At 49.8% G+C, this 25928-nt stretch carries 20 protein-coding genes; 17 read left to right on the top strand and 3 right to left on the bottom strand.

Annotated elements, in window-relative coordinates; genetic code table 11:
- Positions 1-289: 289 nt before the first annotated feature.
- The 10 genes from AC58QD_RS08265 to AC58QD_RS08220 all read left to right on the top strand — a co-directional run bounded on the left by AC58QD_RS08265 (position 290) and on the right by AC58QD_RS08220 (position 14026).
- Positions 290-1942 carry an extracellular solute-binding protein gene (locus AC58QD_RS08265; RefSeq protein ID WP_497331929.1) on the top strand — a complete coding sequence of 551 codons (1653 nt, stop codon included), beginning with the start codon at positions 290-292 and terminating at the stop codon, positions 1940-1942.
- A 139-nt stretch (positions 1943-2081) separates the two neighbouring features.
- Positions 2082-3008, top strand: coding sequence for an ABC transporter permease (locus AC58QD_RS08260; protein ID WP_497332176.1), 927 nt, complete (start codon positions 2082-2084; stop codon positions 3006-3008).
- A 12-nt stretch (positions 3009-3020) separates the two neighbouring features.
- A complete protein-coding gene (locus tag AC58QD_RS08255; protein ID WP_497331927.1) occupies positions 3021-3902 on the top strand; it encodes a carbohydrate ABC transporter permease in 882 nt (293 codons plus the stop codon).
- Between the two features lie 65 nt (positions 3903-3967).
- Positions 3968-5833 (top strand): putative phage tail protein, encoded by a 1866-nt coding sequence (locus AC58QD_RS08250; protein WP_497331925.1) that lies wholly within the window; start codon positions 3968-3970, stop codon positions 5831-5833.
- Between the two features lie 24 nt (positions 5834-5857).
- Positions 5858-6673, top strand: a complete 816-nt coding sequence (locus tag AC58QD_RS08245; RefSeq protein WP_497331923.1) for a sugar phosphate isomerase/epimerase family protein — start codon at positions 5858-5860, stop codon at positions 6671-6673.
- Between the two features lie 127 nt (positions 6674-6800).
- Positions 6801-8795 carry an alpha/beta hydrolase family protein gene (locus AC58QD_RS08240; protein ID WP_497331921.1) on the top strand — a complete coding sequence of 665 codons (1995 nt, stop codon included), beginning with the start codon at positions 6801-6803 and terminating at the stop codon, positions 8793-8795.
- A 303-nt stretch (positions 8796-9098) separates the two neighbouring features.
- The gene (locus tag AC58QD_RS08235) at positions 9099-10145 is read left to right on the top strand and encodes a LacI family DNA-binding transcriptional regulator (RefSeq protein ID WP_497331919.1); all 1047 of its coding nucleotides are present in this window, start codon (positions 9099-9101) and stop codon (positions 10143-10145) included.
- A gap of 47 nt (positions 10146-10192) precedes the next feature.
- Positions 10193-11368 (top strand): iron-containing alcohol dehydrogenase, encoded by a 1176-nt coding sequence (locus tag AC58QD_RS08230; protein ID WP_497331917.1) that lies wholly within the window; start codon positions 10193-10195, stop codon positions 11366-11368.
- Between the two features lie 15 nt (positions 11369-11383).
- Positions 11384-12901, top strand: coding sequence for an aldehyde dehydrogenase family protein (locus tag AC58QD_RS08225; protein ID WP_497331915.1), 1518 nt, complete (start codon positions 11384-11386; stop codon positions 12899-12901).
- Between the two features lie 39 nt (positions 12902-12940).
- A complete protein-coding gene (locus tag AC58QD_RS08220) occupies positions 12941-14026 on the top strand; it encodes a sialidase family protein (protein ID WP_497331913.1) in 1086 nt (361 codons plus the stop codon).
- 70 nt (positions 14027-14096) lie between these two features.
- Here AC58QD_RS08220 and AC58QD_RS08215 read toward each other — a convergent pair whose 3' ends face one another.
- From AC58QD_RS08215 to AC58QD_RS08205, 3 genes are all read right to left on the bottom strand, one after another.
- A complete protein-coding gene (locus tag AC58QD_RS08215; RefSeq protein ID WP_497331911.1) occupies positions 14097-15134 on the bottom strand; it encodes a hypothetical protein in 1038 nt (345 codons plus the stop codon).
- A gap of 130 nt (positions 15135-15264) precedes the next feature.
- Positions 15265-16704, bottom strand: coding sequence for a HAMP domain-containing sensor histidine kinase (locus AC58QD_RS08210; protein WP_497331909.1), 1440 nt, complete (start codon positions 16702-16704; stop codon positions 15265-15267).
- Complete coding sequence (locus AC58QD_RS08205; protein WP_497331907.1) at positions 16691-17374, bottom strand: response regulator transcription factor; 684 nt, start codon at positions 17372-17374, stop codon at positions 16691-16693. The genes AC58QD_RS08210 and AC58QD_RS08205 overlap by 14 nt, the downstream gene beginning before the upstream one ends.
- A 374-nt stretch (positions 17375-17748) precedes the next feature.
- On the opposite strand from AC58QD_RS08205, the gene cas5c reads away from it, so the two are divergent.
- From cas5c to AC58QD_RS08170, 7 genes are all read left to right on the top strand, one after another.
- Positions 17749-18405 (top strand): type I-C CRISPR-associated protein Cas5c, encoded by a 657-nt coding sequence (gene cas5c, locus AC58QD_RS08200; RefSeq protein WP_497331905.1) that lies wholly within the window; start codon positions 17749-17751, stop codon positions 18403-18405.
- 12 nt (positions 18406-18417) lie between these two features.
- The gene (cas8c, locus tag AC58QD_RS08195; protein ID WP_497331903.1) at positions 18418-20256 is read left to right on the top strand and encodes a type I-C CRISPR-associated protein Cas8c/Csd1; all 1839 of its coding nucleotides are present in this window, start codon (positions 18418-18420) and stop codon (positions 20254-20256) included.
- Positions 20257-20289: 33 nt separating this feature from the next.
- Complete coding sequence (gene cas7c, locus AC58QD_RS08190) at positions 20290-21171, top strand: type I-C CRISPR-associated protein Cas7/Csd2 (protein ID WP_497331901.1); 882 nt, start codon at positions 20290-20292, stop codon at positions 21169-21171.
- Between the two features lie 1065 nt (positions 21172-22236).
- A complete protein-coding gene (locus AC58QD_RS08185; protein ID WP_497331899.1) occupies positions 22237-22503 on the top strand; it encodes a winged helix-turn-helix domain-containing protein in 267 nt (88 codons plus the stop codon).
- A 168-nt stretch (positions 22504-22671) separates the two neighbouring features.
- Entirely contained in the window at positions 22672-23247 is a 576-nt protein-coding gene (locus AC58QD_RS08180; RefSeq protein WP_497331897.1) for a dihydrofolate reductase family protein, read from the top strand.
- A gap of 89 nt (positions 23248-23336) precedes the next feature.
- A complete protein-coding gene (locus AC58QD_RS08175; protein WP_497331895.1) occupies positions 23337-24887 on the top strand; it encodes an RNA polymerase sigma factor in 1551 nt (516 codons plus the stop codon).
- A 41-nt stretch (positions 24888-24928) separates the two neighbouring features.
- Positions 24929-25651, top strand: coding sequence for a VOC family protein (locus AC58QD_RS08170; RefSeq protein ID WP_497331893.1), 723 nt, complete (start codon positions 24929-24931; stop codon positions 25649-25651).
- The last annotated feature ends 277 nt before the right edge of the window (positions 25652-25928 follow it).

Genomic DNA, 25928 nt, shown 5'->3' with positions numbered 1-25928 from the left:
TATCTTTTAGAAAGAGAGCGAGAGTCAATACCAAACAAGGAAGGATTGACTTAAAGTATAAAAAGAGGATGAATAGTTGATATATTAGACTCCAAGTGAGGTTTGAGAATAGCAACGGTATGGTACCAAATGATAAAGTAGTGCCGTTTTATTGCGGGTAGGGGACTGCTACAATCATTATGGAAGCGCTTTTCTATCAGGAAGATCGGGTTGGTGAAGATGCTATGAAAAAGATGGGCCCGTCAATCTCAAGCATCCGAACCGAATAAGCAGAGGGGGATTCTCGAGAATGAGAAAAACAATGATCAGTTCGTATGCCGTAATCCTGGCAGCTGTTGTTGTATTGAGCGGTTGTTCGGAGGATACGGGGGAAACAGTCAAAAGCACCGATGAAGGTTCGAAAACGAGTCAGACGCAATCACCAGCCCCTGCCAATTCGAATAATTACACATTACCGATAGTCAAGGACGGCTCTGTGACGCTGCGTTATGCAGGATGGGATAACTGGTATGCGCCGGCGAGTCTTTCACAGAATTTGCCGGTATGGCAAGAGGTAGAGAAACGAACAGGCATCAAGATCAAGTGGGAGGTAGCTCCTGTCACTCAATATTCGACCAGCATGCAGGCCAGGCTCGCAGCAGCCAAAGATCTGCCGGACATCATTGCCCTTCCTATCGAGCTGGGAAAAGCAGTGGAATCGGGTGTGGTCGAGCCGTTGGACGATCTGATCAATAAATATGCTCCGAATATTAAGAAGTTTATGGCTGATAACCCTGTCGAATACAAGAAAATGAAAGCGATTGACGGGAAGTTATACTCTTTGGCAGCTGTTACTACAGGGGGAGCTCTGCTCGACCCATTTGGTTTCCAGATCCGCAAGGATTGGCTGGATAAGCTTGGTCTAAAGGAACCAAGAACACTGGATGAGTGGTACACCGTGTTGAAAGCGATTAAGGAGAAGGATCCGAATGGAAATGGCAAGCAAGATGAAATTCCGTTTATGCCGCAATATGGCTATAGGGGGTTAGGACTGTTCGGGAATGCCGTGGGGCTTCATCTGTTTTATAGCTTTGGGTATTATCCGGATGCTAACGGTAAGGTGCGCTTTGAATGGATGACGAATGAAGCCAAGGAATTGGTCGTGTGGCTCAATAAGCTGTACAAGGAAGGTTTAATCGATCCAGGATTCCTGCAAAGAACCGAGGAGAACATTATCTCTGGAATCTCTAGAGATCAGGTGGGCTCTACAATGCATTTCTTAAGCCGATCGGCACAGTTCGATAATCTATCCGTTCAAGCGGGTAACGCAAATGCTAACTGGCTGCTTACGCTCCCGCCAGCGAATGCGGGCTTCAAGCCTTATTACGAGAAATACGGTCCAATTAGCTCGAATTATATTATTACGAAGGAATCCAAGAACAAGGAAGCGGCCATCAAATGGTTGGATTATATTTATGCAAGTGAAGAAGGCAACCGACTGATGACGTTCGGTGTCGAAGGCAAGTCCTATAAGCTTGTTAATGGGGAACCGGAATATACGGATTTCGTTATGAAGAATCCGGAAGGTCTAGACCCGGCCAATGCGCTTCGCTCAATCGGTGCGTATCCTTCTACACCGTGGGTGCGTGCAGCGAAAGGGCCTTTGTCCAAGTCGCCTGCTGCCCTGCTCAAGAACAATCCCAAAGCGCTTGAACTGGCAAAACGAGTAGAGACGATGATGGTAGACAATGATCCATTCGCAGCTATAACTCCGCAAGAAACAGAAGAACTGTCCGTCATATCCGCTGATATGCAGACTTACATCGATGAGACAATCGTTAGCTTCATTACAGGCAAAGAACCGATTGATTGGGATAAATTCGTCAGCAAGCTGAAGCAGTATGGGATCGATAAAATACTCAAGGTGAAGCAGCAGCAACACGACCGCTTTATCAAGAACTAACCATCTTTCCACATAGCCGTGTGCAATCGGTTCATTCGTAATTAGGGCGAGCGGCTGATTGCACACAGACAGTGGATCTGAGGGAGGAGCAACTTTCATTCATACAGAATTGAATTCACCTGGTGCAAGGCCATCCATGATGAACAGAAGGACTGGGAAGCTGGCAGCTCTCAAGAAGCATATTCGTCGTGACAAATATTTATTGCTGATCATATTTCCGGTAATCGTGTATTATATCATGTTTCATTATTTGCCCATGTACGGCATTCTGATCGCCTTCAAGAAGTTTTATCCGCTTCAAGGCATTCTGGGCAGCCCTTGGGTAGGCTTCAAGCATTTCGAGCAGTTCTTCAATTCCATTTATTTCTGGAGGATCATGAAGAACACGCTGCTCTTGAGTTTCTACTCCTTGTTTTGGGGGTTTCCGGTTCCGATTATTTTTGCGCTTCTGCTCAACGAGCTGAAGGATAACTTGTTCAAGAAGGCGGTACAAACCGTAAGCTATTTACCGCATTTTATCTCCATCGTTGTCATAGCCGGGATGATTGTTAATTTCACTTCACCCATAGACGGTATTATTAATCAGCTTCTTGGTTGGTTCGGCGTCGAGCCCATTCATTTCATGAACGAATCCGGCTATTTTCGCACCATTTTTATTTCGTCGGGAATATGGCAGGAATTTGGGTGGGGGACGATTATTTACCTGGCGGCCATCGCTGGTATTGATCCGCAATTGTACGAAGCAGCGCAGATGGACGGCGCAACCCGTTGGCAAAAAATGCGGCATATCACACTCCCCTGCATATTGCCAACTATTATTATCCTGTTAATTCTGAGCCTGAGCCGTATGATGGATGTTGGCTTCGAGAAGATCATTCTGCTCTATAACCCGACCACTTATGAGACCGCAGATGTAATCAGCACCTATGTATATCGACGCGGGATATTGGGGGGCGACTTTAGTCTTTCGGCGGCAATCGGTTTGTTCAATAATGTGATCAATCTGATTCTGCTCATCTGCGTCAACTACATAAGCCGTAAGGTGTCGGAAACTTCACTATGGTAAAGGAGGAAGAACGTGGCAACGGTTCGTAAAAATGCGGCAGAAAAAACAGTTGACGTTCTTATTCTTCTGTTCATGCTATTTATCATCGTCATCACCCTGTACCCATTCGTCTATGTATTCAGCATGTCGATCAGTGAGCCTAAGAATGTCATTAACAGTTCCGTCTGGCTCTTCCCGAAGGGCTTCTCTGTAGAAGCCTATCGGAAGGTGTTTGATAATCCTGATGTTTGGAGGGCTTACTACAATACATTGTTTTATACGATCGTGGGTACGGCTGTTAATGTGACGATGACCATGCTTGGCGCTTATCCGCTTTCGCGCAGAACATTTTTTTTGCGCAATCAGATCATGGTTTTCATCGTGATCACGATGTTTTTCAGCGGAGGGCTGATTCCCACCTTTTTATTGATCAAGAATATTGGGCTGTACGACACCCGTTGGGCTCTTATTCTGCCTGTTGCGGTAGGGGCTTACTTTATTATTATTGCAAGAACGTTTCTGCATAGCTTACCGGAAAGTCTTATGGAGTCTGCGCGGATTGACGGAGCTAACGATCTATACATCCTGTACAAAATCATCGTACCGCTCAGTATGCCGATTATAGCTGTCCTCTCGTTATTTTATGCAGTCGGTCACTGGAACAGCTACTTTAGCGCCATGCTGTACCTGAGCGATCCGAAGCTGCATCCGATGTCGCTGTATCTGGTCAAGATCCTGATCCAGGATTCGGATACGATGGTCAAAGAGATGGCGCAGGATATTAATCGTACGATGTATTCCATTCAGATCAAGTATGCGCTAATCATCGTAACGGTATTGCCGATTCTATTCGTCTATCCTTTCTTGCAGAAGTATTTTGTGAAAGGTGTACTGATAGGATCTCTGAAAGAGTAAGACATGCGGCAATTGGAAGCAAGCTTGCAGGTTTATCCATTAACCATTTCAGGGAGGTACGAACAATGGGAGAAGACAAAAGGCAGGAAGGTTCTGAGTTGCATGTTCAAGAGCAGGACAACAGTGCGGTCAGCAGACGCAAGGTGCTTGCCACTTTAGGCATGGCGGGTATTGCTTTAGCTTCAACAGGGCTTGTTAACGTATCGAACGCATACGCGAGCTCGCCCGACGGCCGCCATAAAGTGAACGATCTTATGAATATTGATTATGTCATTGCCACGACTGCAGCCGAGCTGCGAGCGAACACGTCGCCTGATGCTGATCTTGTTTATTTTGTGAGAGATCCAGCCCTTGAGGGCCATTTCTATTATGATTCCACGGATACTACATCAACTGATAATGGACAAAGTGTTCTGGTCTCAACATCCGGTGCCAGATTCAAACGCATTGCGGACGGACCGATTAACCAGACTTGGCTGCGTACTAATCTTAGTGAGGATGGGCTTTATGAATATGCAAGAGTGAAGCCTGTTCCGCCAACTGGACAGCTAGCGAATGAAGCGGAAGTCATTATTCCTTATAAGGGGGCTCTCTACTGCCTGTTCAAGGGAAGTTATTCGGGAAATGACAACTCTTACATAACGGTAGTAAGACCAGTGGGAGATCATACCCTCCAGGTTTCTTTCAGAATGAATATCGGTGTAGGCGCGGACGCCAGAGCGATGGCTATTCATAATGATGATGTCTTTGTTTTTACGAATGATAAAATCAAGGTGTACCGCATTATCGATACAGCCCTGCAGTTGAAGCTAGAGTATACCCGTAAGAATGCTGGCTTTGTACAGACCTGCAGCATTATTAACGGAAGGATTTATGCACCCAATTGGGGATTCGGCAAGATTGACAGATACGATCTGATTAATGGCGTACCCTCTAACGAGACCCAATTCAGCATAGGCGCGGTTGGCAATGCCTCTATTGTGTCCAACGGCAACATACACTATCTCATTACATGGGCGGCCACGAATAACTTGACGCGGCTGGATATCGATGAGAACGGGGATGTATATAATCGGGGAGTGTTCAATATTCCGGGTATTTATCGGCCTCGTTATGGAACGATCTACAACGGCATATTGACGGTCGGAGGTTACAGCACGCTGTATGCGAAGACGGTCGCCATGGATATCTCATCAGGCACGCCTGTCAAGATCGGCGAATACATCAACATGCCTTCCCATGTTAGAGTTGGGGATTATCTCATAGGAAGCGCAGCGGATCAGTCGACACCTGCATACAGCGCCATGTATTGGAAGCTGGTAAAGGTAAGAATCTCTGATGGAGCCGTTGAGGTTCTGAATGATAGAGGGCTGCTTTACCCGAAGCGATACGAATCGATGGTGTATGGATTCTTAATGGGTCAAGATGGAATTCAACCAGGAGCTTCCCCGGCAGATAGTCAAATCGGCCAAGAAGTAGTATGTTATTCCACCAAAGCGTTGGAAGACGGGATACAGCTTCCGCAAGAAGCGGATGATTATAAGAAAACTAATACGGTGCGTTATACGGGACTGAGAAATTATACCTCAGGTGAAGTCATTGCCAGATTCAAGAGCTTTACTCCTGCCGTTCTTGGTCATTTAAAAGTTAAGCTTTCCTACACAATCATTAACAATCAGAATATACCTGGAGATTCGATTGTGGCAGAATCCGTATACGCTGCATTCAAGTCTTCTGCTGGTACTTGGAGTATGACGATACCGAAGGTGGATGTGGTTAAGGTGGGAGCTCTCACAGTTACACTTGATTTTCAAGTGTCAGGAGCCGATGCTTTCGTATCTGTAAGCGGGGCATTGACGAACGCGATGGTGAATCTAACAATAGATTTTGACCTATCGAGCAACAATATGGGAGCCTTCTATATAGTCTAGCCAGGGCAAGGAGGGAGGGGCAGCATGGAGATTGGAGTCATTCATACATTGACGAAGGGCGGCGATTGCTTCCAGCCAGTCAGTCAGCTCGGGCTTCATGTATGTCAGTTGGTTAGCTGGGACATGAGCCAGGCAACAAAAGAGGTGGCCGAGCGGGTTGTACGAGAGGCGAAGGCTGCAGACGTACGAGTTTGTGCAATGTGGGCAGGGGTGCCCGGGCCTGCGGAATGGAATTTCACAGCGGGGCCATTAACACTGGGAATTGTGCCGGAGAGTTATAGGGCTGAGCGGGTTGAAGCGCTTAAGCGTTGGGCGGATTTTGCCCACAGCATCGGGGCTCCTGCTATTATCACTCATTGCGGCTTCATTCCTGAGAATATGACGGACCCCGCTTATCCGCCTGTCGTAGAGGCAATCAGGGAAGTGGCGTTATATTGCGAGCGGCTGGGAATCGGGTTCTGGTTCGAGACTGGGCAGGAGACACCTATTGTGCTGCTGAGGACGATCGAGAGGATCAGCACCTCCAATCTTGGTATTAATCTGGACCCCGCCAATCTGATTCTGTATGGCAAAGGCAATCCTATCGATGCGCTGGACGTCATCGGAGATTATGTCCGCAATATTCATGTCAAGGACGGCGTATACCCGACGAACGGAGAACAGTTGGGTAAGGAGGTGCGTGCCGGATTAGGCAAGGTCAATTTCCCGCTATTGATCAAGCTGTTGAAAGACCGGGGCTTTCAAGGTGAGCTCATTATTGAGCGGGAAATCGACGGCGAGGAACAAATAACCGACATCCGACGCACGATGGATGATTTGAGAAGTTGGCTTGAGGCTTAAAGTGCAAGGGTAGAAAGGGCGTCGCGCTTGCAGCGCAGACGTCCTTTCTACTAGAGATAACTTCTTTTCCCAATAAAGATGGGAGAGAATGCTTGAGTGTGGAAGCATTGGAAGGAGAGGAATGAGGATGGAGCTAAGTTTGGATGAATTGGAGTCACTGCCTATAAAAATTTATGACGTGAAGGATCAGTTCAAGCAGCATGTGTACAAGCGGTCTGCCGAAGCATTTGCGGCTGGCAGCCTCGCTAGGGATGCGGTGATGACGAAGGAACAGTTGAATGCACGGAAGGAATCTATTCGAACTGCATTTCTTGAGGCTGTGGGTGGGTTACCCGCGTCCAGCCATCCTCTAAGTCCTGTAACAACTGGGACATGCCGCTATGAAGGGCTGCGGATTGACAACATTATCTTTGAATCACGCCCGCATACTTTCGTAACCTCCAATCTGTATATTCCGGAAGGGTTGACGGAGCCGTCAGCAGCGGTTCTTTTCGTCTGCGGTCATTTCGAGGAGGGACGTCTAGCCGCTGAATACCGATCTGTCTGTCTTACACTTGCGCGATCAGGGTTAATCGTGTTCGCTATTGACCCTATTGGGCAAGGGGAGCGTTCAAGCTATTATGAGAAGTCCACAGGACAACTCAAGATCCGGCGCGGGACCAGTGATCACGAGCAGGCAGGTGCGCAATGCTGGGCGCTCGGCGACGGGCTGGCTCGCTATTTCTTGCATGATATAACGAGGGCGATTGATTATATGTGCACACGCCCGGAGATTGATCAGGAACGGATTGGGATTACGGGGAATTCCGGCGGAGGGCTGCAGACCAGCATGGCGATGCTGTGTGAGCATCGTATTGCTGCAGCAGCTCCAGCTACTTTCATCACGAGTAGAGAAGCCTATATCCTAGCAGGCTCTGCACAGGATGCGGAGCAGATCTGGCCGGGGATGTCGAAGGCAGGCTTCGATCATGAGGATATTTTGTTGGCCATGGCCCCCAAGCCTGTGCTGGTTCTTGCTGCGAAGTATGACTTTTTCCCTATAGAGGGCACCAGGCATACGGTTGCTCGATCCAAGCGATATTGGTCGATGTACGGGAAAGAAAGCTCGCTATCGCTGTTCGAGGATACGTGTGAGCATCACTATTCCCCCGCCATGGCGAATGCTGCAGCAACTTTTTTCGTCGAGCAGCTTCTCGGGAACGCTGCAGCAGAACAACGCAATGAGACTCGATTCATAGCGGATTTATCGTTGAAGCTGGAATGCACGAGATCAGGGCAGGTACTTGGTGATTTTGCTGATGCTCGAACCCCTTGGGATGAGAATGTGGACCGATTGTTATATATTGAAATGCATCGAGCTGAGATGGATGAGGCGGTCAGGCGGAAGCGTGCAATGGAATGGTTGGATGCCCAAGTGCGCTTTGGGCGTGAGCGGGTGGATTTTAATCCTCGGGTACTGAAGGTTGGAACTGTGGATGGGCTCGAGGTAAGAGAATGGTTATGGTGGAGTCAGGCGGGTGTGATGAATCGGGGGCTATTGTTTCGTGACCAGCGTCTTGCCGAGCAGCAGCTACCTCTCGTTATTGCGGTGTGGGAAAAGGGTACCCGAGCACTCCATTCGCACATGGATCGAATCCATAAGGCTTGTAAAGCTGGCTGTGCCATACTGGTGCTTGATGTGACAGCGGAGGGTGCAGCAGCAGCGCATGCTATCAGTCCCTATGAGCTATGGGAGAAATTCGGAACGCATCACAAGCTGACGACAGATTTGTTCTGGCTGGGCGACAGTCTTGCAGCTATGCGAACCTTTGATATATTAAGAGCCCTTGAGTTAGCGGCCTGCATGGAAGGAATCGATTCAGGCAGGGTACACCTGTACGGTGAAGGCTCGTATGGGTTGTATGCTCGGATAGCCGGTTTATTGGAACGGGAGCGATGTGAAAAGAATGGGAGAGTCCCATTGTCGGTGGAGGTAGAAAGGGGCATTCCATCCATAGCCGATTGGGTCCGAGAACAACTCTATGACAACAGGCGAGAGGTGCTTGCGGCGATCTGGCCAGGCATGCTCAAATATTGTGATCTGGCTGATCTTGATCGTTGGTTAGCAGAAGAGGATCTGTGATAGCACGAGTTGAGTGGCTGCGATAACGGCTATTATTCGAGGCAAAACCGTTGCAGTGGAAATGCCGATTTTTACCATAAATGATTGACGAAACGGTGGCGACCGCATATACTGGTTTTGAATACGTATTCATTACGTTGCTGAGCCTATGAGCTATAGGATTAGTTGTCAATATACCCAGGCGGGAAGCAGATATAACCCTTGTGGGATGCGAATTCGAACGTCGAGGTTCGATGAACGAATTCGTTTTTAAATCCTCGACTGAATACGTATTCACAAGCTAGACGCAAGGAGGAAGCCATCATGAAAAACAAGCCGACCGTTATTGACGTTGCCCGCAAAGCAGGCGTATCACAGCCGACAGTCTCTCGGGTGCTCAACAACCATCCCCATATTCACCCAGCAACGAAGGAGAAGGTGTTAAAAGCGATCGAAGAGCTGCAATTCACTCCCGATTCGGTAGCCCGAAGCTTGGTAAAAAGCAAGACGAGCACGATTGGCTTGATTGTCGGTGATTTATCGAATCCGTTTTACTCGGAAACGGCCAAATGCATCATCCGCAAAGCGCAGGAGCGGGATTACGAGATTATTATGCTCGATACTGACTACGATGAGACAATATTCGCTAGATGCTTGCGTACGTTGGTTTCTAAGCGGGTCGATGGGATTATTGTCGCTTCGGTTACCCGGTTCGACGAGCAGGTGAAGGAGCTTTACACAAAAGGCATGCCAATCGTCTTGTACAACCGTAACCTGCAGAATGGCAGCGTACCTTCCGTGGAGGCAGATAACGAATACGGTGGCTATGCGGTGATGCGGCATTTGGCGGAGCTCGGACATAAGAAGGCGGCTTTTATTGCGGGACCGTTCAATTTCTCGACGTTTTACAAACGATATCTCGGATATATTGCCGGCCTGAACGAATTCGGGTTTCAGCACGATCCGCGTCTGATCTACAACGGTCCTTACACTTATGGAGACGTGCTGGAATACACCGGACAATTGCTGAGTAGCGAGGAACGGCCGACCGCCGTGTTCGCGACCACCGATCAGATGGCAATCGCAGTGATGGATGCCGCTTCGCGCTCCGGCTTGCGTATTCCGGAAGACGTATCCGTCGTCGGATACGACAACATCGACATGGCGGAAAATCCATATATCGGATTGACCACTATATCGGCGCAAAAGACGAAAATGGCCGAATTGGCCCTCGATCGTCTGCTTGCCGCCATCGAGAACCAAACATCGGACGAAGAGGAACGCAACATCATTCTCGCCCCACAATTGATCCTCCGTAAAACGACCGGTCCACGCCCGACGATGATAAGAACGGGAATTGCGGACAAGTAAGACGGGAGCCTCTGTACGCAAGACACATAAATAAAGGAGCGATAACGATGATATTACCCGGTCAAATGAGCGAAATTCGTCTACCCAAAGTACTTCGTTTCGGCACACAGTCGCTGCAGACACTCGTTCCCGAATTGAAGCTATTTAATCCCTCGCATATCGGATTGATTAGTGATAAAGGCCTGGAAAAGACCGGTATCGTCAAACAGATCGTCATGATGCTGGAGGAGGCACAATACAGAGTCACTACATACACGGAAATTGCCGGAGAGCCGACATTTTCGATGCTTACGGACACGATCCGGTTCATGCGGGACGCTAAATGTGATTTGATCATCGGTCTCGGCGGAGGAAGCGCGATGGACGTGGCGAAGGCCACCGCCGCGCTGATGGACAAAGACGATCCGCAGCCTTATATGGCAGGCACTGCGCTCATTCCACAACGCACTGTTCCTTGCATCGTGCTGCCGACCACGTCGGGAACCGGATCGGAAGTCACATACAATGCCATCTTCGGCGACGAAGCAAACGAAGTGAAAAGAGGCATTGTGAGCCACGCGCTGCTTCCCGATGCGGCTATCGTCGATCCGCTGCTTACGTTGTCGTGCCCGCCAAGGGTAACGGCCGCTTCTGGCGTGGATGCCTTTACGCATGCGATCGAAGCGTACTTGGCAGTGAGGGCAACGCCGCTAACCAAGATGTACGCTGAGCAAGCGATGAAGCTGTTCGCGCCAAATATCGCCAAGGCGGTTCATTTCGGCCGCAACGTCGAGGGGCGCGTCGGTATGAGCATGGTCAGCTTGCTGGCCGGTATCGCGCTCGGCAATGCTGGAGTCGGTGCTGTACATGCGCTGGCATATCCGCTCGGCGGCAAATACCATATCGAGCACGGAGTAGCCAATGCGTTATTGATGCCTTACGTGTTTGATGTGACTGCATCGACGTGTGTCGAAGCGTTTGCCGATGTGGCGAATTATTTGCAATTGGGTGATTATACGTCCAGACCGCATGAAGCGCCAACAGCCGTTGTCGCCTATTTGTATCGGCTGCTCGGTATACTAGATCTGCCGTCTACACTGCGTGAGCTCGGCGTGGACGAAGCTTCGTTGCCGGAAATGGCGCATCAAGCTTCCAAGATTGATCGGCTGCTGTCGAATACGCCGTACCGATTGACCGAACAGAAGATTTTACAAATTTACTGTAAAGCATATACGGGATTTTAAAAGGAGGAGCCGTCTATGGAAACGTCAAAAACAACAGGAAACAGCGATCAGCATACATTTAAAACTGGCACAGGGGTAGTAGCGATAAATGGTAATGAAGTCACTTGGAGCGGCGTCCCCGACAAGCTGTTTATAGGCGGGAGCTGGGTGGATGGGGCAGAGCATTACGAGCTGCGAAGCCCCTATGACGGGCACCTGATTGCACGTATTCCGTTGGCGCAACCAAACGATGTCGAGCAGGCGCTGCAGGCGGCACAGAAAGCTGCGGTCACGATGCGCAAACTTACCGCGCTCGAACGTTCGCGCATACTGGAGCGGGTGTCGCAACTGGTAGAGGAGAACATCGAGCTGTGTGCGCAAATCGCCGCCCGTGAGAATGCCAAACCTCTGAAAGCGGCAATAGCCGAGCTGCAGCGCACCGCCGAGACGTATAAGTTCGCTGCCGAAGAAGCGAAGCGGCTTCACGGGGAAACCGTCCCAATGGATGCCGCCCAAAACGGCAAAGGCCGGTTCGGCTACACGAAGCGGGAGCCGCTCGGCGTAATTGCTGCTATCACACCTTTCAATTTCGCTTACAATTTGGTTGCGCATAAGCTCGGACCAGCGTTTGCCGCTGGGAATACAGTCGTGCTCAAGCCGGCATACCAGACTCCTTTGAGCGCGTTGATCATAGCCAAGTTTTTTGAGGAAGCGGGACTACCGAAGGGTGCGCTTAATGTCGTGACCGGCAAAGGCGGCGCCATTGGCAATCAACTGGTTACGGACGAACGGGTCAAAATGGTCACATTCACCGGCAGCGTTGAGGTTGGAATCGGTATTAAGACGAGAGCCGGGCTTAAACGAGTTACGCTGGAACTCGGCTCGAATGCCGGCGTCATCATTGACAGCACTGACAATTTGTCTGCCGTCGCGGCTCGCTGTGTGGAAGGTTCGTTCAACTTCGCCGGGCAGGTATGCATTTCTGTGCAGCGCATTTATGTGCGACGTCAGCTTTATGAGCCGTTCTTGTCGGCTATGAAGGAGAAGACGGCCGATCTTAGGCTTGGCGATCCGCTAGACGCTGCGACTGACGTATCGGCTCTGATCCAGCCTGCGGAAACGGCGCGTATCGCCAGTTGGCTGGAAGAAGCGAAGCTGAACGGCTCCCGCATCGTATGCGGCGGCAGGGCGCAGGGCACCATTTTGGAACCGACGATTCTCACCGGGACGAGCGAAACGTTGTCCGTTTCGTGTAAAGAGGCGTTCGGCCCCATCGTCGTCGTGGAGCCCTACGATACATGGGATGATGCAATCGCAATGGTCAATCGCTCCGACTACGGGCTGCAAGCTGGCGTTTACACTACATTGATCGCCCGCGCGTTTGACGCGGTTGAGCGGCTCGAGGTCGGCGGCGTCATCGTGAATGATATCCCGTCCTTCCGCGTTGACCACATGCCGTATGGTGGCGTCAAAAATAGCGGCATGGGCAAAGAAGGCATCAAATATTCCACAGAAGAAATGACGGAAATGAAGTTTGTGTCGTTTCAATTGTAGGCCGAGGGAAGCAAAATAATCAGAATTGGTGGGGATTCAATGACAAGATTGCAGAAAATAAAGGATATAGTCATCTACAAGGACGAGAACTTCAATTCTTTCCCCAGCGTGATCAAGAAGGACAATGGTGAAGTGCTCGTTGCCTTTCGCCAAGCTCCCGATTGGCAGCACAGATACGGCAAAGTGACCCATTGTGATCCCGCTTCGAAAGCCGTGTACGTGACATCCCGCGATAACGGAGAGACCTGGGATGCGAAAACAACTACGCTATATGACGATTTCTATTACGGCATCCAGGATCCGTGCATTAACTTGCTGAAGGATGGTTCGATCTTCTGCACGTACTTTACTTGGAAAGTGTTCGAGGAAGCCGATGTGCCGGATCCGATTCCGGGCGAGCGCAAAGTGTACGATCGGTGGTACAGAAGGAGTGGCGGCGTTTACTCCATCCGCTCGAACGATGGGGGCTCAACGTGGGACGATCCGATTCGAATTGTGGATCAGGGAAAGTGTGTACGCGGGAATATCGTCGAGCTGGACGACGGAACGATCCTGCTGCCGATGTATGTTCATCCGCAGGACCACGGGCAAGCGCTGGTTGCCGAGACGAAGGACAAGGGGCGAACATGGGAAACGCGTTCTGTACTGGCTGCGTCCAAGGATTGCCTGTTCCAGGAGCCGAACCTGTACCGAACTGCATCGGGCAAGCTGGTTGCTTTTATTCGCTCGATGAAACTCGCGGAAGTCGCTGACGAGCGGGAGAAATATCCGCTGTTTACCTGCGAGTCTTACGACGAGGGGAGAACATGGGTCAACTTGACGGAACACAAGATATATTCTCCCAGCCCGTTCCATGCCCTTCGGCTTCAGAGCGGCAAAGTGCTGTTAACTTACGGCTATCGGAATATGCCGGGAAGCGGCATCCGAGCGTATGTACTCGACAGCGATTGCAGCAACATCGCGGAAGCCGAAGAAGTGATCCTGCGCGATGACGGGCTTGGGTTCGATATCGGCTATCCCACCTCCGTACAGTTGGACAATGGAGACATTCTGGTCACTTACTATTATTTCAACGAGGACAAAGGGGTTCGTTACATTGCCGGGACATTGAGTCGGGAAGTGTAAGCATTAATATAGGAAAAGACACGGCCTTTTGAGGTAAAAGACGGCTGATCCGAGGATCAGCCGTCTCTCCTTACTTAGGCGCTTTCTCTACCGTATGGCGAAGAATGATCTCATTATCCAGAACTAGATTATTCGTCCAGATGAAAGAGCCTTTGCTGAACTCGGATTTATAATTCGTATATTCCGGCTTGTTATCAACCCCAACATTTTCCGTCTTGAATACAGCAGCGCTTGGCCATTTGGAATCATCGAAGTTTTTGGCATACCAGCTGTCGGGGACCTTAAAGTGAGCCGCATAACATTTTTTGCCGCAGGAGGGCTTAAGAGAAGCTTTCGTTGTAGAACGTACGATCTTTCCCTCTTTCTCTTCTACAACCAAATCACTTTTGTTCGTGAGAGGAGAAATATAGAAATTTTGTGCTTTCCAACTGCCATTCGTAACCGTTCCATCGCTGAACACCGCAACAATCCCAGCATCTCCAGGGTGGTAAGCATTCCCTTTGTTATCCTCCGTGCCGAGCCCCAAGTTCTCTTCCCAGTCCACTGCTTTAATCGCATAAGTTATCGGATAGGAAGCTTTGAATTGTACAACATGGGAGTTGAAAGGGGTGAAAGGAACCGCATCCCTCGCGACGGGTTTTCCGTTTATGTAGAGCTCGAAGTAGTTGTCGGCAAATATATAACCGGTAATCAGTTGGCCGTCCGGATCAATCTCGATAATCGGAACTTTCTTAAGATCAACGGCCGCGATATTGGCAAGATTCACATTTTTGCATGAATTGGCTAGATCGGAAGCACCGCTTATCTTCATATTCACATCGGAGGGGACAATCCACTTGAGTCCGTCCTCGGATGTTATCTCACCAAGCGCAGCCGTTCGGCCGCCTTTACAATTCAACAGCTCCGAGTTCGTGGTCTTGGCTAGACCTTGGGTGAAGCTCGCTTGCTCCGTATTCGATGAGGCAGAAGATGAGGTTGTGCTGGATGTAGATTGCGTTGGTGTAGTTGATTGCCCAGCAGTTGAGGAAGCCTTTTGTTCTTGGCTAGCCGCGCAGCCTGTCAGGGAGATGCCGGCAACCAGTATGGCTGCCAGTAATAAAGCTTTCATGGGATCGACTCCTTTGATATCATTGACCGGTATTCGGAAATGGAAACACATACCAATTACGCTTCCTATTGTAGTCCCGGAATGTGTCGAGAAGAAGTCGAAGGCTCCGTTGAACCAATACAGCAACAGCTCAATTGCGGGGCAATGTTACAATAAATGTGCATCCTGCAGGAGAGCTTTCCTTCAGCCTCAGATCCCCGCCGAGAGATCTTACAATCATTAGACTGAGTGGCAGGCCAAGGCCCATCCCGCGGACATTCCTCTGCTTATCCGCTCCCCTGAAGAAGCGCTCGAATATATATGGCTGTTCATCTGCAGGAATGCCGCTTCCATTATCCTTAACTTCAATAGAAAGACATTGATGATCCTCGTACAAGGATAGTTCTATCCGTCCTCCGCTCCCAGTAATAGCAGCTTTGGAATTGTTGACGAGATTCATCAGAACCTGCTGCAGACGGGATGCATCCGTTGTGATAAATACAGGTGCTATTGGAGCGTGGATTTCGATGTTAACGGAATTATCGCTTTGCGCACTAGCCAGTCTCCCCAACTTGGCAATTTCTTCGATCAGCTCATTCATGTTCGTATGTTCTTTTACAACATGAAAAGCCGATGCAGCAAAGGAGTTGAAATCCAGCAGGTCCTCAATCATTTTTTGCAGGCGTACACATTCCTTGAGGCAAATCTCCATAAAATTCTTGGCATTCTCACCGGTTACTACGCCATCATTGACGGCTTGAACGAGAGCGCTAATTGAGGTCACAGGTGTCTTCAGCTCGTGAGTCACTCCGGCCAGCAGCTGATTCCGCAAGCTTTCCAACTGACTAAGCCGCGATGCCATTTCCTGAAAAGAATGCAGAAGCTCCTGCACCTCACGGCCATTAACCGGCGTTTTCCAATTCACCTCATAATTACCGGCGACGATCTGTTTGGCAGCTTCTGCTACCTCCTGAACCGGTCGGACTAATCGCCGCGCTAGCATATAAATAACGGCCCAACCGAGCAGTGTAGAGCAGCCCAGCATAACGAGCATGAGCTTAATGGCGCTCTTGTTACTCGTTAGCTTCTCTTCCTCAGTCATATAATAGACGTGGCCGACCAGCTCCGCGCCGACGTTAAGCGTCTTGATCATTAACCGATAATGCTCGTCCTGGCGGATAACAATCGATTCCATCTGCAGCTCGGGGTTATGGAGGCCTGCATAGGTCTGAAATACTCTATGGAGCTCTAGCGGGGGATTACCAGGTCTGCCGTAGACGGGTCTGCCTTTGTTGTCAACGAAATAGACCATCGGTGTGGAATCCAGACTATGCCTGATCCTCTGATCGTCCAGAAAACGGTGATATAAGGCACCTTCGTTGTTCTGAGGGAGGTTCCCATTGGCTTCAACGAAGCTGTTCGCTTCCTCCACCATCATCTTTAATAAGTCCACCTGATGCTCTTCCGTAGAATAACGGATCCAATAAGAGGAGACGGCACCAACCAGAATCAATCCGATGAGCAAGGTGAGAAAATAACGAGGTGTCCAGTAACGCAGTAAATTATGAGGGTGGTTCTTAGGTTTGAACACGGATTTGATACCCCACTCCCCGTAAAGTCAAGATATCGCCTTCCTCGGATGGCCAATCCTTCAAAGCTTGCCGGATTCGTTTGATGGCGAGGTCTACTGCACGATCACTGCCTTCGTAGTCAAATCCCCAGATTCGTTCAATCAGCTGCTCCCGGGTCAAGGTCTGGTTCGGATGTTCAGCGAGATACAGGAAGAGTGCCAGATCTTTGGGAGCCAGTTTAAGAGGAATGCCATGCATGTATACTTGATGGGCTTTGAAATCGATCTTGAGACTGCCGAGGAATAGAGCGCTGTCTTGTTCGAATAAATGAGAGCTGCGGCGAAGCACTGTATTCACTCGCGCCAGAACCTCTTCCACCACGAACGGTTTCAGAATATAATCATCGGCGCCCTGATTAAGTCCATCCAGCTTGCTGTGCATATCACCAAGTGCCGTTAACATGATAACAGGACAAGCGCTCCTCCCCCGAATTAGCTTCAGCAGGTCCCAGCCGCTTCCATCGGGTAGCATAACGTCAAGCAGGACGAGCGCAGGCATATGTTTCTGCCATTTGTCCAACGCTTCTTCATAAGTGAAGGCTTGCAGCACAGTATAGCGGGCTTTCTCCAGATACGCTTTCAGTACTAGCGATATGGCGAATTCATCCTCGACAACCAGTATTGGTTTCACCTTACAGACTCCTATTATCAATTTACGTGCTGCTTCAGACTCGTTCTAAAGAACGATGGGGCTCTGGAGGCTACTCGGGAGCGGTGACATTTTACTACCCTTAGTCTAATTGATAAAACGCATATGTGGAATGGATGGTGGGAGATTTCTAAACCATTATTTTGTCGAAAAATGTATAAATTTTGCCAAAAATGTTTGTAATCATGAAAATTTATTGAAAATTGAAAATAAAGCAGGATTCATTTCGTATCCACCGAATTAACTAGAGAAAATGTGTGATAAAACACTTTTTTTCCAAAAGGTATCATTCGAAGGATGCAGGCATATTTAACTAGTAGAACAACGAGCATGGTCCTTTTGATCAAGGAGGCCCTATGGGATTTGGCATCAGATTGAAGGTGTGGGGCGATTATGCGTGCTTCACACGGCCTGAGATGAAAGTCGAACGAGTCAGTTATGATGTTATGACGCCTTCTGCTGCAAGGGGTTTGTTGGAATCCATTCATTGGAAGCCGGCTATCCGATGGGTCATAGATCGAATTCATATTCTGAACGAAATTCGCTTCGATACGATCAGGAGGAACGAACTAGAGAACAAAATATCGACACGCCTCGTTCAAGCGGCAATGAAGACAGGAGTGGGACCTTTGTCCCAAGTTATTACGGAAGAAAGGCAACAGAGATCTACGCTGTTATTAAGGCAAGTTGCTTATATTATAGAAGCTCATTTTGTCCTGACAGACCAGGCAAGCGAAGCAGACTCTCCTGAGAAACACATCAACATGTTTTTGCGACGAGCCAGAATGGGACAGACTTTTCACCGTCCATACTTGGGCTGTAGAGAGTTCGCTGCCAACTTTGCTCTGATTGAGCCTGCAGACATATATCCACAATCCTATTATCACCATATTCCGGTCAAGGATCTGGGATGGATGCTGTGGGATCTGGATTATAAGGATGAAATGAAACCACAGTTTTTTCATGCAGTCATGCGCAACGGAATTGTTGAAATTCCAGATCTCAGACGATGAGGCGGCGACAACATGATTATCCAATCTCTGTACGAGCGCTATGAATACCTGTTAAAAGATCCTGATTCACCTATTTGTGAGCCTCACTTCACATTAGCCAAAGTATTCTATGCACTTGAGATCACAGCAGAGGGTGAGTTCATTGGACTCTATGATTTAAGAGAGAAGCAAGGAAAGAAATGGGTTCCTCGTCTCCTGCATGTACCTGAACAATCGGCAAGACAATCGAATCTAAAGCCTTATTTTTTATGTGACAAGGTTGAGTATTTACTAGGGTATTACGCTAATGAAACGAAGCGGCAGGAAGCTGGACGCAAATTCGCTCTTAGTCAGGAGTTGCACCTATCTATTCTAGCTGAGTGTGAGGATGAGGAGGCACGGGCTGTTTCCTTGTTTTTTGAGCGGTGGAATGGAAGTGAAGTGAGAAAAGTGCCTATGCTTCAGGACCATTTGGCTGCATTAGACACAGGGATGGATCAAGTATGTGTGTTCCGAATCGAGGGTAAAAGTACGTTTGTCCATGAGAATGAGGCGATCCAGCAACGGTGGATTTTCAGTCAGGAGCATGAGGATAGCCAGTCGGGAGTGTTAGGGCAGTGTCTGGTTACAGGACGATCGAATGTTCCTATATCCCGCATTCATGATAATAAGATCCGCGGAGTGAAAGGGGCTCAGTCAAGCGGTGCTGCGGTCATCTCCTTCAATAAACCATCCTTTGATTCTTACAACAAGGAACAGAGCTATAATGCCCCGGTTAGCCGGGAAGCAGCCTTTGGATATACAACCGCGCTTAATGCATTGCTTGCCTCCGAGCGCAATTGCATCCGTGATATTGGGGATATGACCGTTGTGTTCTGGAGTGTCGGCGGACCGGAGTATAATGCTGCGGAAGGTGTGTTCCTGGAAGGGATTACGGCTGATCAAAGGACCGAAGAAGTTATCGCGCTTGAGCCGTTAGCCGAGGAGCATCAAGCGCCGACAACCAAGATCCGTAGAATGCTTACCCGTTATAAAAAAGGAGTGCCGATCGAGGAGGATATGCTTCCACTTGATGACGTTCCGTTCCATATTCTCGGATTATCGCCGAACAATGCGCGTCTTTCCATCCGATTCCACTGGGAGGGCGGTTTCGGCACCATAATGGAGAAGCTGGAGGAACATAGAGCGGATATGGCTATCGCGCAGCCTCACCAATTCCCGCTGCCATCGATTCATCGCATCCTGGCAGAGACGAATCGGGTTGGGCCAGAGGGCAAGAGGGCAGGGTCCGGTATTTCACCAGCTCTTGCAGGTGACTTGTTCGCTGCCATTGTTACAGGCAAGGTATATCCTTATTCCCTATATGTGTCGATCATGAATCGTATTCGAGCCGATCTAAATGTCAGTTCCATTCGCGCATCGCTGTTAAAAGCTTACTTGTCCCGCTATGCCAGAAGGAATCATATTGAATCGCTGAAGGAGGTTTTGTCTGTGAGCTTGAATAAGTCCACGAATAGTTCGCCTTATCGTCTAGGTCGGTTATTCGCCGTTCTGGAGCGAACACAGCAGGAAGCAGCAGGAGGATACAACAAGCTGAACACTACGATCAAGAACCGTTATTTCTCCGCCGCATCAGCCACACCTGCAGCCGTATTCCCATTGCTATTGAAGTTGTCGCAGCATCACATTTCGAAGGCGGATTACGGACAATTCCGGGACCGTGAGATCCAGGAGATTCTGGGTCCAGTAGATGTATTTCCAAGTCGGCTCGATATGAATCAGCAAGGGTTATTCATGCTGGGCTATTACCATCAGAAGCAAGATTTCTTCTCAGGCGGTCCTAAGGCCGCGGAAGCAAAAGTTGCGGAGTAAGGGATAGAGTCTGGCTGGAAGGAGGATTATCAAGTGACAGATAGTGGAGCTCATCGACAAGTGCTGGATAGACGCTTCGACTTCTCCCTCTTCTATGATGTGAAAGACGGCAACCCTAACAGTGATCCGGACGCCGGCAATATGCCCCGAATCGATCCGGAGACTGGCCATGGCCTCGTAACGGATGTGTGCTTGAAGCGGAAAGTGCGCAACTATGTAGAAATCGCGAGAGAACAATCAGAGGGCTATCAGATCTATGTTACCGAAGGAGCTGTGTTGAACGAGAGGAATCGCATGGCCTATCGATCTTTACGCGGGGCAGAAGCGGATAAAGCGGAATTGGCTCCTAAGGATCGTGCGGAAGCGAAGGAGCTCACCCAGTGGATGTGCGATAATTTCTATGATATCCGCACATTCGGAGCGGTTATGAATACAAGAGTCAACTGCGGTCAAGTAAGAGGACCCGTCCAATTCACGTTCTCCCGCAGCATCGAGCCTATCTTCTCTCAAGAGGTGACGATTACGCGTCAGGCCGTAACGAAGGAAGGAGAAGAGAAGGACCGAGAGATGGGCCGCAAGCATACGATCCCTTATGCGTTGTACCGTATGGATGGCTTCATATCCGCTTATTTGGCCCGAAAGACAGGCTTCACAATAGCAGATCTGGAGTTGCTGTGGGAAGCCATCCGTAATATGTTCGAGCATGACCGATCCGCTTCGCGAGGGATGATGACAGTCCGAAAGTTGGTCGTGTTCGAGCATGAGTCGGGCCTTGGCAATGCGCCGGCACATGAGTTGTTTGAACGTATTAGCACCGAACGGTTATCGGAGGGGCCAGCACGCTCGATTCGTGATTACAAAGTTGACATCGAGATGGATAATATCCCATCAGGTATTAAGATTATTCTGAAGTAAAGGCAGTTACTGTCGCTTCCATATGGAAGTGTGGATTGAAACCAGGTTATGTCCAAGTGGATGTAGAAACGAATCAAGTCGCTCCCCGCAAGGGAGTGCGGATATCAAGTATTAGCGGACAGTGTCGGCCTTGTTGGCGGCGCTGTCTTTGTTTACGTTATAGTGAATTTATAGGTTTCTGGGGTGGAACGATTGTTGTAGAGCGGAAAATCCGCTTTAGAAGTGACTCAGAGGGTGGAACGATTGCTGTAGGGCGGAAAATCCGCTTTAGAAGTGAACTCAGAGGTTAAACGATTGTTGTAGAGCGGAAAATCCGCTTTAGAATTTTAAGTTTTTGGGTGGAACCAAGGGTCCCCCTTTTTAAAGTGTAGTAAGTACGTTTTGGACTCGGATTCAATTTACTGCTAGCATTAGTGAAGCAAACTTTACTAATAGTAAGCCAATCCTTACTAATCGGAGCCTACAAGGGGAGGATCAACGAAATAGTGAACCCACCTTTACTATTAGTTAGGCTACCTTTGGAATTAGTAAAGGTGGGTGTTACTACTTAGGTCTTGTGGAGATCGATAGCCATTGCCAGTATAGGTTATTTGTGTGGAGAAGACAGTTTTTTCTCGGATAGCCTGTTTTACCACTGGTTATTGGCCTGATTCTGAGGAAAATCGGGTAACAATGAGGAAATAAGGGATAGTCAGGTTGGCTAATTAGTTCCTGAGCGATGAAATGGCCCATATAGCCAGTAGTAAGATGGCTTATCTGTAAACGGCTTGCCACTATAATCCAAACTGGCCACAATACGCAGAAGTGGAGAAGGAAAAATAGTAATATTGTGCTTGAGTAAGGTGGGAGTTAGACAACGAATTCGAGCAATCGAGACCTAAGTAGTAACAGGTGGGTTAACTAATCACCCCGCGACTCGGTTAAAGGACAAATTAGTTCATTTTCCTTCAATTTACAAGATGAAATACGGCGTTCTTCAGAAGCTCGGGAAGGCCACGAAAACTTACGCAAAATCAAATCGAACAAATTAGTCAAGTTCTTCGTTCTTCACCTTCTGACGTTAGATTGACAGGTAACTTATGGGACGGAAAAACACTGAACGCTTTTATCTCAAAAAGCTTCGGAGTCGAATTGGGCGTTCGGCAATGTCAGAGATTATTCCGTCAGCTTGGGTTCCGCTTGCGGAAACCGCGTCCCCAGATTGCCCGTGCGAATCCTGAACTCCAAGAGGAGTTTAAAAAAACGAAACAATGGGCCGCGGAGACCGATCTTGATTTATGGGCATTGGATGAAGTTCACTTCCAACAACAAGGCTCTCGTTGCCGAATCTAGCAGCGCCAAAGAGGGTCGAAGAGTTATGTTGAATGGAATTTAAAAAAATTTTAGACGCCAGTGATAGAAAATGAAGTCCCCCTGTGTCTATAGGTTGAATCCCTATCGAAGGCTTCCCTAGCGGGTTCCTACGATTAGGAAAAAACCACATCAAAGGAGAAATGAACAATGAGAAAAGTTGTACTCTTCCTGCACGCATCGCTGGACGGCATCGTCGAAGGACCGAACGGAACGATGGACATCGAATGGATTTCCTATGACGACGACTTGGCGAAACACGCCGAGAACCTTCTGAGTACGGTAGACACAATTTTGTGGGGACGTGGTACGTATCATATCATGAAGGACTATTGGCCGACCGTGCCTTCGAATCCGACGGCCAAGCCGCACGAAGTCGAACATTCAAAGTGGTTGGATCGCACGACCAAAATCGTGTTCTCCTCCACTTTGGACAACATAGACTGGGTCAACTCCAGATTGGTGAAAGACAATGCGGCGGAAGAAATCATGAAACTGAAACAACAGCCCGGCAAGGACATCATGATCCTCGGTAGCCCCGGGTTAGGGCACAGTCTTATGCAGCTCGGCTTGATCGACGAATATCAGATTACGGTGTCGCCTGTCGTTGTCGGCCGCGGTTTGCCGTTATTCAAGGGGATCGACGACAAGCTCCGCCTTAAACTGCTCGACAGCAAAACGACGAAATCCGGCGTCGTCTGCCTCCACTATCAGGTGCAGGAATAATCCGGCAGGAACGCCGCGTGATTTGTCGAATAACTAGTTATCCTGATAGGGTGGGAATGCAGCAAGTTTCACCGTCACAAGGAGGCATCGTGGATCACCCATTCGATTTGAAGGACTTGTTATCGCGTATTCGACAAGGCGACCATGCGGCGTATGAGACGATTTTCAATCGGTACCGCGCGGCGGCGATGTCCTGGGCGCAAAGTGTCGTCCGCGATCCCTACTCGGCCGACGATATCGTTCAGGAAGCGTTCATCCGCATGAAAGACAAGCTGCACCAGTTGAAGGACGATCATAAATTCGCCGCCTGGTTCCGTCTGATGATCCGCCGGATGGCGATCAATTCGATCCGCGGAGGGGACAGCCGGCGCACGACCGTCATCGAGGAGATGCCCGAGGCGGGACCCGCTAATCGCGGCTGGTCCGACGAGATCCGTGAGTGGCAAGAGCAGGAGGCCAGCGCCGAGTTGGTTCGCCGCTCGCTTGCCAAGCTGTCCAAGCAGGCGCGGGACGTTCTGGACGCCGCCGCCAGTGAAGAAGCTACGCCGGAACAACTAGCGGACCGCTACAATATGAAGAAAAGCAATATCTACAACATCCTCTCCAGAGCCCGGCTCAAAGTGAACGACGAGCGGTTTCGGGAAGAGATTGCCGCCTATTTGCTGGAACGAGAAACGCATGGTCACCCGAACTGTTGTTTGTTGCCGGCGCCGACCTATCCGAGGCCTTATGCGTTTATCTCGGCCATGATCGGCGAAGCGCTGGGCACGGCCGATATTACGAATTTCACGTATACGGAACTGATGGGAATTTCGGCGGAGGCTTTTCGCGTCAATATGCCGGAAAATTGCGATTGGCGGGGCATACTGACGTTCGACTGGAGCTATGCGGCTTACCGGACCGTCGAACGGCTCGGCTTCAGCGGAGTTTGTGTCGGTAGACCGCAGCAGACGACGATGACGCCCGACATGCAGGTACGAATGCTTTCGGTCGTCCACGGATCGGTCGATCGGGGGATTCCGGCCGTTATTTGGAATATGGAGCGGAACGAAATGGGCTTTGCCCACGGGTACGACGATCGTTCGCAGGAGATCCGGTACAAGGGATACAATGGGGAAACGTGGGTTTATCGTTATGACCAGTTAGGACGCCAAACCGACGAACGGCCGGTCTTCGTCTTCGGATTGCGAAGAAGGGTGTCGCCGCCTTCATCGGAGGATACGGTGCTTCGCGCGATCGTCGATCATGCCCGGGGCAAGGAGCCGCCGCTCAAGGGCTACGTCTTCGGTCTGGACGGTTATCGTGTCTGGCTGGAAGGAGCTCGGCGCAACACGCTCGATCTGAGCGGACATGCTTACCAGGTCGCCATTCTGGCCGAGGCGCGCCAGCAAGCCGCAGCTTTCCTGGAACTGCTGGCGGATAGATCCCGCAGTGCAGATCGCAGGACTCAGCTTCTGGTGGCGGCCGATTGCTACAAGCAAGTAAGCAAGTGGTTCGTGCGGCTCTACCCGCGGTTCCCGTTCGGCTACGGCGGCAGCCCCGCGAATCGGTGGCGGGATATCCAGGAGGGGCTGCAGGCAGCATGGAATGCGGAAGAAGAAGGCATCGCGCGAATTGAAGCCGTCATTGCCGGATCATGATGACAAAAATCCCAATATCCAATTGAAGGAGGAAGTTCAACATGTCTAACCCGATCTCGCCTCGCGTGCCGTCCGTGTTCGTACCGGTTCGCGATCTGAAGCTGGCAACCGAATGGTATGCCAATTTGCTCGAACGGCATATTGTCCCGAGAGAACATGAAGACGGCATATACATCTTCGACTTCGACGGTACGGAGGTTATCCTCGATAGCAATGCCTGGGGGTCTCCGTCCACCCTCATGTTCGATACGAAGGATATCGCCTCCGCTTACGATTTCTGCGCCGGTCAGCGGTACGACACATTGACCGACGTGTTCAGCGACGAGTATATCTCCGTCTTTACCGTCAATTCGAATCTGATTTGCCAGGCGCACCGGATGCCGGAAACGGCCAAATCGAAGCCGGCGCATGCGCTTCTGTCGAAGATCGGTCATGTGCTGATCCATACCGATACGTTGAATGAAACCGTGGAATGGTACGAAACATTGGTCGCGCGAACCGCCGAGCCGGACTCCAGATTCCCCGAGCTCCGCTGCATCCGGTTGGAGAAGGGCGCGCACCTGCTCTTCGACGACAAGCGGCTTTGCGAATCCGGCAAGCCTATCGGCATTATCGAGACCCCTGACCTGGATGCGGCTCTGGCTCATGTGCAAGCCAAGGGAGCGACCGTCGCCCGCGGTATGGAAACCCGGATGGGCGTCCGCTGCTTCGTATTCAGCGATCCCGACGGCAACGAGTTTATCGTGTGCCAGACCGATGTGTGACGGAATTGCCGGCACCTGCATCTGCCTTAATTCGAGTAGGGTAAGACGGGGGATTACTCCCCCGGACTCCCCGTCAAACCGTGCTTTATAGTAAAGTTTGATTAACAGATTCCCACCCAATGTTGAACAGAAAAGGGCAAGAAGTGAAGTGGAAAAGCGTCAGCGGTCGCATTTGAACATCGTATTCTCACAACTAAAATTTAATTCAGGGAATATGATTTCAAAAGCGATTGGAGCTCATCTTCTTGCCCTCCCACGCAACAAGAGAGGACTTATT

It is taken from the genome of Paenibacillus sp. J2R1T-4 (assembly GCF_059692235.1).
Note: the sequence above shows the minus strand (reverse complement) of the source record. Positions and strands in the feature narration are given on the sequence as shown.